Origin of the sequence: Companilactobacillus sp. HBUAS56275 (genome assembly GCF_036913655.1) — a bacterium.
GTDB lineage: Bacteria > Bacillota > Bacilli > Lactobacillales > Lactobacillaceae > Companilactobacillus > Companilactobacillus pullicola.
Genome location: NZ_JAYKKK010000001.1, coordinates 135,965 through 151,448 on the forward strand (window position 1 = coordinate 135,965; position 15,484 = coordinate 151,448).

Consider the following 15,484-nt stretch of genomic DNA (forward strand, 5'->3'; position numbering starts at 1 on the left):
TCTGCTATATTATGTGTATAAAATTAAATAATTGGTTTTCAGGGCAGGGTGTGATTCCCGACCGGCGGTATAGTCCGCGACCCAGCATTGCTGGTTGAATTGGTGTAATTCCAGTACCGATAGTTAAAGTCTAGATGAAAGAAAACAGAAGGTTAAGGTCTGTTTTGGTGTGCCCAAAATAGGCCTTTTTTCTTTGGAAATCAATTGGAATTGAAGAGGTTGATTTTAATGGGGAAAAGTTTAGATAAAATGCACGAGTTAATTGGAGTGGCGGTCTTTGCTGCTTTAGGAACAATTTTGATGTTCTTTGAATTTCCAATCTTATTCTGGTTACCTTTCTTAAAGGTTGATTTAAGTGATGTGGTAACTTTGATAGGAACCTTTGCTTTTGGTCCAGTTGGTGGTGTTCTGATAGCGTTATTGAAGTCTATGGTACATGTTATCGTGACTGGGAGTGGTGTAGCCGGTTTGATTGGTAATGGTGCTGCCTTTGTAGGTTCAGTTGCTCTATTATTACCGTTCAATTACTTTTGGAAGAAGAATCAAAAGGTTATGGCTGTAATCTCAGGAACAGTGGTAATGACAGTTATTATGTCACTGTTAAATTACTTTGTCGTGATGCCACTTTACATGGGCGTGATTGGAATGAAACTTAATATGAGTTTGGCCGAATATGTGGCAACAGGTGTGGTACCATTTAATATTGTTAAGGCACTGATTATTTCAGCCGCTACAATGATTGTTTATCCACGTATTAAGGGACATTTCTCAATAAAATGAGAAACTAACGGAATTTTATAAATCTTTAAAGAAAAATTTTAAACTTTTATGATATGCTTTAAGAGATAGAAATTAGGAGGTTGGTTTTTAATGGCCGATAAGGATAAAAACAATATGTCTGGCGATTCTCGCGTTCCTAAATCCACACAAGGACTTGAGGGATCGGTTAGTCTCGAAGATTTGAAGAAATATCATCTAATTAGTGATGGTACAGCGCCTACGAGTGCGGTTTCTGACGATCAAACTTCTAATGATGCACCCGTAGAAGATACTGATAATTCAGCGATGGATGAGAATCAGGATTCTATGGATCATCTTCAATCTGAAGAAAGCCAAGATCATTTAAGCGAAGCAAAACAAGATACTAATCCTGAACCAAACTATGACGATAATAATTATGAACAAGCACCTCAGGATGACCAGTCTGTTCCAGAAGAATCGGAACCTGAAGCTGATCAATCAGAACCAGTAGATGATGAAGAGGCAGATGATTCCAAGGATGCTAAACCTTGGGAAAAGAGTTTCGACACTGATACCGATGATGATGGACATGTCTCTCGTGCTGTAACCAAAGAGAAACAACGTGGCAATCATACTTTGGTTGTTACTTTGGTAATTGCTCTGATTATTATTATGTTCACACCAGTAGTTATTAACGCAGTCAAAGGTAGTGGCGGCGGTGACTTAGATAGTACTCAATCTGCTAAATCAGTTGAGAATAAAGATAAGTCAACTAAGAAGAAGAAAACTACCAAGAAAGCTACACCTAAGAAGAAGGCTACTAAGAAGACAACAACAAAGAAGTCAACAAGCAGCAACAATTCTTCAAGTAACGATACTGACAGTAATAGTAATTCTGGTACAACAGATAATAGTTCAGATTCAAATGCAACAAATAATGATAGTAATACTGCTTCAGATAGCAGCAATACTACAGCAAGTGATAACAGTACTTCTAACGCAACTACGTCAGATTCACAATCACAAGCTAACCAATCAAATAGTACTGATAGTTCCAACAGTTCCAATACTTCAAGCACTACTGATAGTAATGCCAACAGTGGAGCTTCATACTATACAGTAAAAGCCGGTGACAACTGGTTTAGAATTGCTTACAACAACAATTTAACTACTGCTCAATTAAAGAGTATGAATGGTAATGTTGGTACATTGACACCAGGTACAACATTAAGAGTAAAATAGATAAGTAATTAAGGGTCTCTGACATTTTTGTCTGGGCCCTTTTATTAAGGAGAGAAATTAGATGCAAATTGCAATCGATGGACCAGCCTCAGCTGGTAAAAGTACTATTGCTAAATTAATTGCCAAAAATTTAGATTTTGTTTATTGTGATACTGGTGCGATGTACCGTACAGTAACATTACTTGCAAAAAAGAATAATGTAGGGTATGGTGATACTTTCAATATTTTGAAGTTAATGTCTGAACACAAGATCCATTTTCTTAATAAAGAAGATGGTCAACACGTTTACTTAGATGATGAGGACGTTTCAGATGCTATTCGAACAGAAGAGATTACTAATAACGTTTCTCAAGTCTCAGCAATCAAGGAAGTTAGAACGGAATTGGTTCAAATGCAACGTGATATGGCAAACAATAATAATATTGTCATGGATGGTCGTGATATTGGAACGACTGTTTTGCCTAATGCGGAAGTAAAAATTTTCTTAATTGCGAGTGTAGAAGTACGTGCGCAAAGACGTTATAAGGAAAACCTTGAGCGTGGTATCAATACGCCACTGAAAGAATTGCAAGATGAAATTGCTGCCCGCGATTACAAGGATTCACATCGTGAAATTTCGCCATTGAAGAAGGCAGACGATGCTATCGAAGTTGATACTTCAGATATGACCATCGAAGAAGTTGTTAAAAAAGTTACAGAAATAGTTAATGAACATAAGTAGGGAGGTAGATTATGGCTGTTCCAGTAGTTGCGTTAGTAGGACGCCCCAATGTTGGTAAATCTACTATTTTCAATAGAATAATTAATGAAAGATTATCTATTGTTGAAGATACACCGGGTGTAACTAGAGATCGTATTTATTCACGTGCTAGTTGGCTTGGAAAAGAATTCCGTTTGATCGATACCGGTGGTATTGAAATGAGCGGAGAAAAGATGTCAGTCCAAATCAAGAACCAAGCTGAAATTGCGATTGATGAAGCTGACGTTATTGTCTTTATTGTTAATGGACAAAATGGTGTTACTAAAGAGGATGAGGATGTTGCTAAGATTCTCTACCGTACAAAGAAACCTGTTGTCCTAGCAGTTAATAAGGCTGATAACCCAGAACAACGTGAAAATATTTATGATTTCTATTCATTAGGATTTGGCGATCCTAATCCTATTTCCGGTTCACAAGGAACTGGTTTGGGTGATTTATTGGATGAGATCGTAAAAGTATTTCCTAATGAAGATAAGGATGAGGACGACGAGTCAATCAAATTTAGTTTTATTGGCCGTCCCAACGTTGGTAAATCATCATTAGTTAATGCTATTTTAGGCGATGAGCGTGTTATCGTTTCTGACATGCAAGGAACGACTCGTGATGCCGTCGATACTAAATACCATGATGAAAAACTCGACAAGGACTTCACGATGATCGATACTGCGGGTATTAGAAAACGTGGTAAGGTCTATGAAAATACGGAGAAGTACTCTGTATTGCGTGCCTTGAGTGCCATTGATAAGTCTGACGTTGTCTGTGTTGTATTGAATGCTGAAGAGGGTATTCGTGAACAAGACAAACGTGTTGCCGGTTACGCTCATAATGCTGGTAAAGGTGTTATTATCGTCGTCAACAAGTGGGATGCTTTAAAGAAAGATACGCATACCATGCAAGACTTTGAGAATCAAATTAGAGCTGAATTTCAATACTTGTCATACGCTCCAATTCTCTTTACTTCAGCAATTAAGGGTCAACGCTTAGACCAAATTCCAGAACTAGTAACACGTGTCTTCGATAACCGTCACCGTCGAATTCAATCAGCTGTTCTGAATGATCTATTGTTGCGTGCTACTTCAATTGCACCAACACCATTGGTTAACGGTAAGAGATTACGTATCTATTACATGACACAAGTGGCTATTCAACCACCAACATTCGTTGTTTTCGTTAATGATAATGAATTGTTGCACTTCTCTTATGAACGTTTCTTGAAGAATCAATTGCGAGATACTTTTGACTTCGAAGGAACACCAATTAAAATCTTGCCTAGAAAACGTAAATAGAACCTAAAACGGTGGTATTTCACACGCTTTTATGAATATATTTATATTTAAAAGAAATTATCGTAAAAAACGGCCTAAATGCTTGCCACATCGACATTCCTATGGTAGTTTTGTAAATAGAATAATGAACGCATTCAAATAGTTCATGTGTTCTAAATTTTTTACAAATTTCGGAGGTATTTTTACATATGGCAAATAAAGCTGAACTTATCGATAGTGTAGCAAGTAAAACTGGTTTGACAAAGAAGGATGCAACTTCAGCTGTTGATGCAGTCTTTGAAACAATCCAAGAAAACTTATCAGAAGGCAACAAAGTTCAATTGATCGGCTTTGGTAACTTCGAAGTACGTCAACGTGCAGCTCGTAAGGGTCGCAACCCACAAACAGGTGAAGAAATTAAGATTCCTGCAAGCAAGGTTCCTGCATTTAAACCAGGTAAGGCTTTGAAGGATTCAGTTAAATAATTCTTTTTTAATTAGGGGCGGTCATTAGACCGTCTTTTTTTACGCAAAAATACGGAGGTAACAATTTGAGTAAAGCAGATGAAGTTATAGAAACAATTGATGATGGTGACTTTTCAAAAGTTGATCCATTGATTCAAGAATCAATTGCCCAAGACGATGATCAGACACAATTTTCACTAGCAGAAACGTTAATGAGCCGTGGTCTATCTGTCCAAGCTAAGACGATTTACGATCATTTATTGGCCATGTATCCAACTGAAGGACAAATTTTATCTCGTTTGGCTGAAATTGCCGTGTCAGATGGAAATACCGATCAGGCCCTAAATTATATTTCTCAGATTACGCCCGACTCACCAGCCTATGCTGAGAATTTGTTGGTTTCAGCCGATATTTATCAATCCCAAGGTTTGTATGAAGTTAGTGAACAAAAATTATTGAACGGTATCAGAGAATTTCCCGATGAAGAAGTATTCAAGTTTGCTTTAGCTGAAGTATATTTCGATGAGAATAAGTTCAGTAAGGCTTTGACATATTACGATATGTTACTAGATATGGGTATCAAGAATTATTCTGGTATTTCAATTGTTTTACGGAAGGCTAGTTCTTTAGCGGGGGATGGCCAGTATGAAGAGGCAATTGTTGCATATGAAGATTTAAATGCCATCGAATTAAATGAAGATGCTCAATTCCAATTGGGCTTCTTATATAATCAAGTTAAAAATTATAATAAATCAATCAGTATTTTAGAAAAATTGTTGGAGACTAACCGTGATTACCCAACTGCCTATTCTATTTTGGCTGAAGATTATTTAAACATTAAGAAGAATTCCGATGCCTTTAAGTATGCTCAACTAGGTTTGAACTTAAATGAGTTGGATGACAAACTTTACCAAATTGCTTTTGATGCCGGAACTGCTGAAGACCCTACGGGTGCTATCAAGATTATCGAAAAAGGAATCAAGACAGTTGAAAATCCATTGCCACTAGTAATCAAATTGAGTGATTACTATGTAACTAAGGGTCAATTCAAGAGCAATCTTGACTTATTGAATGGTCGTGACATCAGTAATAATCCAAAACTAGTTTGGAATTTGGCTAAGTCAGAGTTTGAAACTGACGACGTTGATAAGGCTCAGGAGAATATTTTGCTAGTTCTCGACGATTTTAAGGATAATCTGGACTACTTATCAGATTTAATTGAAATCCTTCGTAGCACGGGTAATAATGATGTTCTCAAGCCTGTCATTCAGTTGTACTTAAAACAAGATCCAGATAATGAGGAAATGCATGATTTACTAGATCAGATTTAATATATCTTTCTAAAAAAGAATAGTGTCTATTTAGAATTCCATCACGTTTGGCAGAGGAATCCTGAATAGACGCTATTTTATTTTCATGATTTCTGAATAATTCTTTAAAACTAAATACTTAAAGTAGGTCGTTATTCAGTAACATACGCGATTGGTATATAATATATAAAGACTTTTATGATTAAGTGAGGTAAAAATATGCAAATCAAACAACTTCCTGAAGATTTTAAACAGGCGTTACCAGTATTAGAAAAGATTGAACAAGCCGGGTTTGAGGCTTATTTCGTTGGGGGAAGTGTGCGCGACCATATTTTAGGATTACCTATTCACGATGTTGATATTGCCACTAGTGCTTATCCAGAAGAAATTAAAAAGATTTTCAAGAGAACAATTGATACCGGGATTCAACATGGTACCGTCACTGTGCTTTTGAATGATGATTCCTATGAAATTACTACTTTTAGAACTGAATCTGGTTATCAGGACTATCGTCGGCCAGATAAAGTTACTTTTGTAAGATCATTAGCGGACGATTTGAAACGTCGTGATTTTACGATTAATGCTTTAGCAGTTGATTTAAATGGCAATGTGATCGATAAATTCGATGGTTTAAAGGATTTGGATAGAAAAGTTATTCGAGCTGTCGGTCAGGCAGAAGCTAGATTTCACGAAGATGCCCTGAGAATGATGCGGGCAGTTAGATTTCAAGCACAGTTGAATTTCCAAGTTGAGGATGAAACTGCACAAGCGATTGCTGATAATGCGCCATTACTTTCTAAAATTGCAATTGAACGTATTCGTGAAGAATTCGTCAAATTGCTGTTAAGTCAGTCATGGGAAACGGGCTTCGCTGATTTTCTCAAATTGAATTTAAGTGAATATTGTCCCGGTTTTAAAGACCAGCGAATGGAACTGGCAGAATTGTTGAATAGTAAAGGTACCTTTGTCGATGAAGATGCGGCTTGGACAGCTATTGGATATGTTTTAAACATGAACCATCCCGAGTTTAATAAGTTTTTACGTGATTGGAAGGTTTCTAATAAGACCCGCGAAACAAGTGTTAACAGTTTGGACATGTTGCATTTATTTGAAAACCAAGATTACGACCTGTGGAATATCTATAAATTTGGTTTGAATAATTTTGAACGGGTAGTCAAACTTTGCCAAATGCTAAAAATTGAATTCGACTATTCAGCTTTGGAACAAAGAGTGGCTCAAATTTCCATTAAAAGTAGTCACGATTTGGCAATTACGGGTAAGGATATCAGTGAGATCTTAGGTGTAAAACCAGGTCCAATTATTGGAAAGTCAATGTCGCAAATAGAGCGAGCTGTCGTGGAAGGAAACGTTTACAATAATTTTGATGAATTAAGACATTATTTGTTAAGTAATCAATAACCCTGTGTTATTATGAAATCAGTAAGTATTTTATGATTGAAAGGGTGGTAATATGACTAAGCACGTTTTTAAGGAATTGAAATTTTATTTTAGAAATGATGATACATGGACAGTTGACCATAGCGAAATGAGTGATGTTTGGATTTCTCGTGTAACAACAAGTTATGGACGTATTGCAGGAGGACGTATGCAAGAAATTCATCCTTGCAAGCGTTTTAGAATTGAAATTCTACCTGCAGCCGATTACATCAAAGATACTGATGTTTCAACAGCAGCCTTAGCAGATGGTATGTTTAACCGTATCATTAAGTATCAAGACATCGAAAAATGCGACATCGTTTTTGAAGATGATGAGGGTAAGGAACCAATGGAAATTTACTTCCCATTCAAGCAAAAAGATGCCGAAGGTTTGGATAATGCTTATCAAACTTCAGCAATTTCAAGTAAGAACGGCAATTTGTTTATTACAATTGATCAAGAAAATACAGTATATGACTTATACAAACAAGAGCTTTAATTAAAAGTACGGGACATTGGTTGATTTATTTGACTTGTGCCCCGTATTTTATTGGATAGGGGTAATTATGGGAAATTTAAAAATAGGATCTGTCGTGCAGATAGTTGATCAAGCAGATGCGATGAAGAACCAAGTGGGCTCAGTAGTTTATTTTGATAAAGAACGTGAGAAAATTTTGGTTAGATTTGGTGGTGTCCAACAGCTGTATTATGAATTAAATCAATTAAAAGAGTACTAGTATGATGCCGTCGGTAGTAGAAAATCTGTGGGCCGCTGGAACGTGGCGGACACGGCTTGAAGCTAATAATTTTTCACTTCGTGAAAAATCATGGATCTTCAAGTCCGGTCTTCTACTAACCTTGCTACGCAAGCTAAGTAGAATTTCGCCACTGAGGGCCCACAGATTTTCTACTACCGACTAGATTTTTGATTCTATTATTTGTAGTATCTGGATAGATTTTAATTTCATGTAATCGGAAGAAAATTAATATAAGATTATGCATGATATTTTTATCTTTCTGGCATTTAGAATTACCAATAATGATGAACGTTTCTTTTGGTTTAAAAGTAATATTCAAAACAGGGAAAGTATTGGATTAAATAGTTTATCTCAAACTAAATAATCGAAGTGCTCTTTAGTCCGGAGCAAAAATTGGAAATGCGTTCAGCTATGAAATCATTGTTAATGGCTTTGCCATTTACAATGAGGCCGACTTTGGAAATCCATTATTTTGCACGAAGTGTAAAATGATTAGTTCCGAATCGTGCCCATAGCGTTCCAACAGCATTTCCGATTTTTGCGGAGGACGGCAACCTTAAACCATAACCGAATTTGAACGAAATTTAAGTAAGAACCAGTTTTACAATCAGTGGCTGACATGTGATAATAAATACTGATCAGTTCGATACCTCTATCCACATTGGTAGAGGAATTTTTTATTTATAGTGGTGAAAATTAATTGAAAACCTTAAATATAACTAATGCATCAAAATCATTTGGAGAAAGAACACTTTTTAAAGACGTTACTTTCACAGTTAACGAAGGAGATCGAATCGGTCTTTTAGGACTTAACGGTACCGGTAAAACCACCCTTTTGGACGGTATTGTTAATAATAGCGATTTGAATACGATCAATGTCGATAGCCCTAAAGACTATAAGATCTCTTACCTAAAGCAGCAACCAGATTTGGATGAAAATTCATCAGTCATCGATGCTGTTTTTAATGGTAGTGGCGAAAAGTTCCAATTGATTCGTCAATATGAGAATTCTTTGGCTAAATTTAATGCCAATTCAACTGATACTAAAATTCAAAATGAGTTTTTTAAGTTACAGGAACGTATGAATGCTTCTGAAGCTTGGCAAATGGAATCTGATGTTAAATCAATTTTGAATAAGTTGGGTATTACAGAGCTAGATAAGAAGATCTCTGAATTGTCCGGTGGACAACAAAGACGTGTGGCTTTAGCTCAAACTCTAATTTCTGAAGCTGATCTTTTGATCTTGGATGAGCCAACTAATCATTTGGATTATGAAGCGATTGATTGGTTACAAGCCTATTTGAGTAAATATAAGGGTTCAGTTTTATTCGTGACCCATGATCGTTATTTTCTGAATGAAGTAGCGACAAGAATTTTCGAAATTGAAAATCGTAATGTGACTGAATACGATGGTAACTATGAGAAATACTTGCAACAAAAGGCTGATAATGAAGAGATCTATGCTTCAGAGCAGCATCATAAGACACAACTCTACAAGCAAGAATTGAAATGGATGCGTGCAGGTGTTAAGGCCCGTGGAACTAAGCAACAAGCCAGAAAAGATCGCTTTACTAATTTAAAAGAAGACCTACAAGATAAACCAGATGTTCAAAAAGAAATGTCGATCGATATTGCTCAACAACGTTTGGGTAATGATGTTTTCGATATTAAAGATGCCAGTTTGAAATTTGCACAACACATTATTTTAAAGGATTTCAGTTATTTAGTATCACGTGGTGATCGTATTGGGATAACTGGATCTAATGGTTCTGGTAAAACTACTTTTTTGAATGCCATTGCTAAGCAGATTCCACTTGATGCCGGTGAAATTAAGACTGGTCAGACTGTTAAAATCGGCTATTACACACAGCACACTAGAGATATGGATCCCGATAAACGTGTTATCAGATATTTGGAGAGTATTGGCCAAGGTGTTAGAAATTCTGATGGAGAACACATGTCAGCTTCGCAGATGTTAGATACCTTTAAGTTTGATCATCAAATGCAGGGTGCTTTCATTCGTGAGCTATCTGGTGGTGAAAAGCGCCGTTTGTACTTGCTAGCTATCTTGATGGATCAACCCAATGTGTTACTACTCGATGAGCCAACAAATAATCTAGATATTGAAACTTTGACGATCTTGGAAGATTATTTAGGTAGTTTCAAAGGAACTGTTTTGGCGGTTTCTCATGATCGCTATTTCCTAGATAAGATTGCTGATAAATTGTTGATATTTGAAGGCCAGGGTCAAATTGAGGAAAGCTACGATTCTTATTCAGCTTACTTACAACGAGCAACTGAAAAGAAGCAAGCTAAGCACCATGAAGTTAAAGAACAAAAACACGTTGAAGCTAAGCAAAAAGCTGAGCAGAAAACCGAGCCTAAAAAGAAGTTGACTTACGCAGAACAGAAAGAATACGAAAAACTAGAACCTCAGATCGATAAATTGGATTCTGAAATATCGGCTTTGCAAGATGAATTGAACAATCCGGACAATGGCTATGAAAAATTGATGGATTGTCAAAGAGAACTTGATGAGAAGAATCAAGAAGAAGAAAAACTGATGGAACGTTGGGAATATTTAAGTCAATTTGCTTAGGAGAAGAAAATGCACAACGAACAACAATATTTAGATCTTTTACAGTATGTTTTGAATCAAGGTCACAAAAAAAGTGATCGTACAGGAACCGGAACAATAAGTACCTTTGGTTATCAAATGCGTTTTAATTTGCAAGAGTCATTTCCACTTTTGACAACTAAAAAGATTCCTTTTGGTTTAATTAAAAGTGAATTGTTGTGGTTTTTGCATGGCGATACAAATATTAAATACTTATTGGAACATAAGAACCATATTTGGGACGAATGGGCGTTTAAGAACTATATTGAAAGCACAGATTATACCGGACCAGATATGAGTGATTTCGGCCGCCGCAGTTTAGTGGATCAAGATTTTGCCAAGGAATATAAAATTCAAAAAGACAAGTTTGATCAAGCAATCCTAACGGATGATGCCTTTTCACAAAAGTATGGTAATTTAGGCGATGTTTACGGAGCTCAGTGGCGTCATTGGCAAAAACGTGATGGTGGTTTCATTGATCAAATTGCTAATGTTATTGAACAAATCAAAACTACCCCGAATTCACGTCGTTTGATCGTTAGTGCCTGGAATCCAGAGGATGTGCCAACAATGGCTTTACCACCATGTCATACTTTATTCCAATTCTACGTAAATGACGGTAAATTGTCGTGTCAGCTTTATCAACGAAGTGGGGACCTCTTCTTAGGGGTACCATTTAATATTGCTAGTTACGCACTTTTGACGCATTTAATCGCACGTGAGACTGGACTAGAGGTAGGAGAATTCATTCATACCTTGGGTGATGCACATATTTATTTGAATCATCTAGATCAAGTAAAAGAACAACTTAGTCGTAAACCAGTGGCTGGTCCACAACTAGAGATTAAGAGTGATAAAAGCATTTTTGAAATCGAAGCTTCCGATATAATCGTAAAAGACTATAACCCACAGCCTGCTATTAAGGCACCTGTGGCCGTTTAGGAGGAATTAATAATGATAAGTTTTGTTTGGGCTGAAGATAAGAACCACATCATCGGTGAAAAAGGACACTTACCATGGTCACTGCCAAATGATTTGCACCATTTCAAAGAGGTGACGATCAATCATCCTGTTGTTATGGGAAGAAAGACTTTTGAAAGTTTTCCTAATGGTCCTTTGCCAAAGAGATTAAATATAGTTCTTTCTCAAAATCCTGATTACCAAGTACCAGAATCAGTTGTTTTGATTAATGACAAAGCCGACTTGAAGAAATATATTCAACCAGACGATGAAGTTATGGTTATCGGTGGTAGTGGCATCTTTAAGTTGTTTCAAAATGATGTCGACCGTTTGTATTTAACGAGAATTGATCATGAATTCACTGGCGATACGAAGATGTGTCCGATTGATTATAGCAAGTTCAAATTAGTCGAAAAAAAAGAAGGTAAGATAGATGATAAGAATATCTATCCATATACCTTCGAGACGTGGGATAAAATTTAGACCACGTAAAAATATACTGAAAAGTACATTAATGCAGTACCGATCATAACGAAAATGTGCCAAATGACGTGAATATACTTGATGTTTTTCATCAGATATAGACAAGCACCTAAGGTGAAAGCCACGCCACCAGCAACTAATAGCGCTATTCCAGCACCTCCGATAGCGTAATAAAGTGGCTTCATGGCGATAATAATAGCCCAGCCCATGAGAACGTAAAGTAGTGTTTCAAAGTATTTGAAGCGGCCGACATTGAAGATCTTATAAAGAATGCCACCAATTGCCAGAAGCCAGATAAATGCTAAAATGACGATTCCAAATGTGGAATGTAGAGCAATTAGGCAATAAGGCGTATAGGTCCCAGCAATCATTAAGAAGATGGAACTGTGATCAAAAATTTGAAACACACCTTTGGCTTTAGTGAAGTATAAACTATGAAATAAAGTTGAACTTAAATATAGAAAAAATAAGGTAAAAGCATAGATAAAATAGGCAGTGATGTTTAAGGGTTTTCCTTGCTGGAACCCCTTGATCAGTAGGAAAATGGCACCTATAATAGCGAGAATAATGCCAATGCCATGAGTAACAGCACTGAAGACTTGATCTGTAATTAAATAAGCTCTAGAAAACTTATGTTCTTTTGTCATATTAAAACCTCAATTATTTGGATTGATTACTTTATTTATTATAAACGTCTTACAAGGCTTTTCATATGGCTTCGGTATTGTATAATTAATTAAGATTGAGCATATTTATTTTAGAAAAATGCTCAGTTATTTATCATTAGACGCTATTAAGTTTGTTATAATAATTAAAAGTAAATAAGAAGTAAGACCCTATGAAAGAGGGATAAAATGAGCAAAGTAAAGATCCTTACCGATTCATCGGTACAATTAACTCCAGAGGAAATAGAAAAATATAATATTAGTGTTGTTCCTTTGACCATTAGTATTGACGAGAAGACTTATGTTGACGGCGTTGATATTACGAGGGAAAAATTCGTCGAAGAAATGGACTCTTCAAAAGACTTACCAAAAACATCACAACCATCAATTGGGACATTTATGGATATTATTGATAAAGTTCCTGATGATTATACTGATATTTTGGCTTTGATTATGACTCCAGCAATCAGTGGTACGATTAATGCTGCTAGACAAGTTGCTGATATGGTTGACCGCAACATGACTGTTATTGATACACAATTTACTGATCGTGCCCAAGGTTTTCAGGTAATTAGAGCAGCTCAAATGGCTCAAGAAGGTAAATCTGTTGAAGAAATCAAACAGGCTTTAGATGAGCTTCGTGCGCACACTTATCTCTACATGGGTGTTACAAGTATTGAAAACATTCTCCGTGGAGGGCGTTTGAGTAGATTTGCGGGAACTCTTTCAACCTTGTTAAATATCAATTTAGTTTTAACCTTAAAAAATAATAGCTTGGATATTGCCAAACGTGGACGTGGACGTAAGACGATTGAAAAGTATATGAATAATGTAATGGAAGAAATCAAAGGCTTGAAGAATATCAAAGCTGTGGGAATTTCATATGTTGATAAAATGGACTATGTTAATGAGCTAAAGGCTAAATTGGAAGAGATTATTCCTGACGTGCCGCTACTTATAAGAGTAACAAGTCCAGTGATTGCAACACATGCTGGTTCTGGCGCCTTTGCAATTGAATTTTATACAGAGTAAAAGCTGATGAATAATGCATCAGCTTTTTTTTGAAAGATGGATTAGATTAATGAAGAAAAAAAGTATTGGAATCATAGTAGTAATTTTAATAGTAGTGGCAGTTGGTGGTGGAGCTTATTACTTCATGAATCAAAAGTCGAATAATCAAACAACGACACAGGTAGCAAAAACTACAAAGAAAGTAGTTAAGCCGAAGAAAAAAGTTATTCCTAAGAAAAAACAGATCAGTATTGTTGCAGTGGGAGATTCATTGACGCAAGGGGTTGGCGATTCTTCTAAAGCTGGCGGTGGTTACGTAACTCGATTACAATCTAAAGTTCAAGAAAATTATAAAGTGCCAACACAATCGCATAATTATGGTGTTTCTGGTGATACAAGTAGCCAAATTATGGCCCGCATCAAATCCGATAAAAAAATGCATCAGGATCTGCCTAAGGCTGATATTATTACTGTAACAGTAGGTGGCAATGACTTCATGCATCTATTGCAACGTAAAGGAATTGATTTAACTGCTGGTGACATTGCCGATGAACAAGTTAAATTTGACAAGAGATTAAAACAATTATTAACTGATATCAGAAATTATAATGATTCAGCGCCAATTTATTTGATCGGAATTTATAATCCTTTTAGTATCTACTTATCGAATGTAAAAAATGCTAAAATAGCATTCATTAACTGGAATAAGGGTTCTGCCAAGATAGCTGGTGAATTCAATAAAACTTATTTCGTGGATATTAATAACTTGTATCAGAATAAGACTATCGATAAAAAAGTGAAGAAGACAGGTACTAATCCATACCTTTATAAGAAGGATCATTTCCATCCTAATGGGACTGGGTACGATATGATGACACAAAGAGTATTCGATGAAGTGAGTGTTACTAAAAAGGAGTGGCTTTTTAAATAATTATGAAGAATAAGAATTATTGGAAATATGCATTTATTGCTTTAGTAGCAATTTTAGTATTAGGATTTGGCTATTTGGGAACTAAAGTGTTGAGTTCACCGACTGAAAATTATCAGGTCAGTTCTAAAATCAATAGTGATGATAAAGTTTTTACTGTTAATATGAACAAAGCCGAAGCTAACAAGATGGCCCAGTATTACTTAAAGAACACTTTGAATAATGGTAAAACTGAATATCAATTAGTATTGAAAAAAGATGCTGAATTGTCGGGCGCTATTAAATTTTTGGGTGCCAAGATACATTTCACTATCCTAATGCAACCATATGCTAAAACTAACGGGGATGTACTCCTTAAGGCTAAAGAAATGAAGATTGGGGACTTATCATTGCCAATTTCGTTTGTAATGAATTATATTAAGAATAGCTTTAAGACCCCTGACTGGGTAAGTATTAATGGTAAAAATAAGACTATGTTGTTGAAGTTTACTAAATTTACTACCAAAGAAGGATACGGTATTCGTGCAAAGAAGATCGATTTAAAGAACGACAAGTTATCATTTGAGGTAATGAATACAAAGATCACCGACAATCAATAGAAGGGAGTAAAGATGCGTAGAAGCTTTTATGAATTTTTAATGACGTTGAGAAATGCTGATAGTGTCGAGCCTGAGGCAGAGTTTGCCAACAATGCATTCCACGATCAGTCTTTCCCAAAGCATGAGGAAAACTATCAAAAGATATCGGAATATTTAGAATTGAATGCGGGTTATTTACCTAGCATGTCAATTTTTGATGAAGCATATCAAAAGTATCAAGAAATAGATAGAAAATAGGTGAGGA

General features: G+C 36.0%; 17 protein-coding genes and 1 riboswitch. Of the genes, 16 read left to right on the forward strand and 1 reads right to left on the reverse strand.

The features are described 5' to 3' along the window. Positions 1-30 precede the first annotated feature (30 nt). A riboswitch (FMN riboswitch) is annotated at positions 31-150 on the forward strand. 78 nt (positions 151-228) lie between these two features. The 12 genes from U8526_RS00660 to U8526_RS00715 all read left to right on the forward strand — a co-directional run bounded on the left by U8526_RS00660 (position 229) and on the right by U8526_RS00715 (position 12,037). Further along, positions 229-780 (forward strand): ECF transporter S component, encoded by a 552-nt coding sequence (locus tag U8526_RS00660; RefSeq protein ID WP_334340035.1) that lies wholly within the window; start codon positions 229-231, stop codon positions 778-780. 90 nt (positions 781-870) lie between these two features. Next, positions 871-1,983 (forward strand): LysM peptidoglycan-binding domain-containing protein, encoded by a 1,113-nt coding sequence (locus U8526_RS00665; RefSeq protein ID WP_334340036.1) that lies wholly within the window; start codon positions 871-873, stop codon positions 1,981-1,983. Positions 1,984-2,044: 61 nt separating this feature from the next. Further along, positions 2,045-2,704: a (d)CMP kinase gene (cmk, locus tag U8526_RS00670; RefSeq protein WP_334340037.1), complete on the forward strand. Its 660-nt coding sequence runs from the start codon at positions 2,045-2,047 to the stop codon at positions 2,702-2,704. A gap of 11 nt (positions 2,705-2,715) precedes the next feature. Further along, positions 2,716-4,029 carry a ribosome biogenesis GTPase Der gene (gene der / locus U8526_RS00675; protein WP_334340038.1) on the forward strand — a complete coding sequence of 438 codons (1,314 nt, stop codon included), beginning with the start codon at positions 2,716-2,718 and terminating at the stop codon, positions 4,027-4,029. Between the two features lie 188 nt (positions 4,030-4,217). Further along, positions 4,218-4,493 carry an HU family DNA-binding protein gene (locus U8526_RS00680; RefSeq protein ID WP_010019909.1) on the forward strand — a complete coding sequence of 92 codons (276 nt, stop codon included), beginning with the start codon at positions 4,218-4,220 and terminating at the stop codon, positions 4,491-4,493. A gap of 65 nt (positions 4,494-4,558) precedes the next feature. Beyond that, positions 4,559-5,803 carry a tetratricopeptide repeat protein gene (locus U8526_RS00685; RefSeq protein WP_334340039.1) on the forward strand — a complete coding sequence of 415 codons (1,245 nt, stop codon included), beginning with the start codon at positions 4,559-4,561 and terminating at the stop codon, positions 5,801-5,803. 198 nt (positions 5,804-6,001) lie between these two features. Further along, a complete protein-coding gene (locus tag U8526_RS00690) occupies positions 6,002-7,201 on the forward strand; it encodes a CCA tRNA nucleotidyltransferase (protein WP_334340040.1) in 1,200 nt (399 codons plus the stop codon). 52 nt (positions 7,202-7,253) lie between these two features. Beyond that, entirely contained in the window at positions 7,254-7,718 is a 465-nt protein-coding gene (locus U8526_RS00695; RefSeq protein WP_334340041.1) for a hypothetical protein, read from the forward strand. A 67-nt stretch (positions 7,719-7,785) separates the two neighbouring features. Further along, positions 7,786-7,956: a hypothetical protein gene (locus tag U8526_RS00700; RefSeq protein ID WP_334340042.1), complete on the forward strand. Its 171-nt coding sequence runs from the start codon at positions 7,786-7,788 to the stop codon at positions 7,954-7,956. A 721-nt stretch (positions 7,957-8,677) separates the two neighbouring features. Beyond that, positions 8,678-10,576: an ABC-F family ATP-binding cassette domain-containing protein gene (locus U8526_RS00705; protein WP_334340043.1), complete on the forward strand. Its 1,899-nt coding sequence runs from the start codon at positions 8,678-8,680 to the stop codon at positions 10,574-10,576. Positions 10,577-10,585: 9 nt separating this feature from the next. Next, a complete protein-coding gene (locus U8526_RS00710) occupies positions 10,586-11,536 on the forward strand; it encodes a thymidylate synthase (protein ID WP_334340044.1) in 951 nt (316 codons plus the stop codon). A 12-nt stretch (positions 11,537-11,548) separates the two neighbouring features. Further along, positions 11,549-12,037: a dihydrofolate reductase gene (locus U8526_RS00715; RefSeq protein ID WP_334340045.1), complete on the forward strand. Its 489-nt coding sequence runs from the start codon at positions 11,549-11,551 to the stop codon at positions 12,035-12,037. On the opposite strand, the gene trhA is transcribed toward U8526_RS00715, so the two are convergent. Next, positions 12,034-12,684 (reverse strand): PAQR family membrane homeostasis protein TrhA, encoded by a 651-nt coding sequence (gene trhA / locus U8526_RS00720; protein WP_334340046.1) that lies wholly within the window; start codon positions 12,682-12,684, stop codon positions 12,034-12,036. The two genes, U8526_RS00715 and trhA, sit on opposite strands and share 4 nt — an antisense overlap. Positions 12,685-12,891: 207 nt before the next feature. Between trhA and U8526_RS00725 the strand changes: the two genes are divergently transcribed. Genes U8526_RS00725 through U8526_RS00740 form a run of 4 tightly spaced genes read left to right on the forward strand, consistent with a single transcriptional unit; the run spans position 12,892 to position 15,477 of the window. Continuing rightward, the gene (locus tag U8526_RS00725) at positions 12,892-13,734 is read left to right on the forward strand and encodes a DegV family protein (protein ID WP_334340047.1); all 843 of its coding nucleotides are present in this window, start codon (positions 12,892-12,894) and stop codon (positions 13,732-13,734) included. Positions 13,735-13,783: 49 nt separating this feature from the next. Then, positions 13,784-14,644 carry a GDSL-type esterase/lipase family protein gene (locus U8526_RS00730; RefSeq protein WP_334340048.1) on the forward strand — a complete coding sequence of 287 codons (861 nt, stop codon included), beginning with the start codon at positions 13,784-13,786 and terminating at the stop codon, positions 14,642-14,644. 2 nt (positions 14,645-14,646) lie between these two features. Further along, a complete protein-coding gene (locus U8526_RS00735) occupies positions 14,647-15,240 on the forward strand; it encodes a YpmS family protein (RefSeq protein ID WP_334340049.1) in 594 nt (197 codons plus the stop codon). A 12-nt stretch (positions 15,241-15,252) separates the two neighbouring features. Further along, entirely contained in the window at positions 15,253-15,477 is a 225-nt protein-coding gene (locus U8526_RS00740) for a YozE family protein (RefSeq protein ID WP_334340050.1), read from the forward strand. Positions 15,478-15,484: the final 7 nt, after the last annotated feature.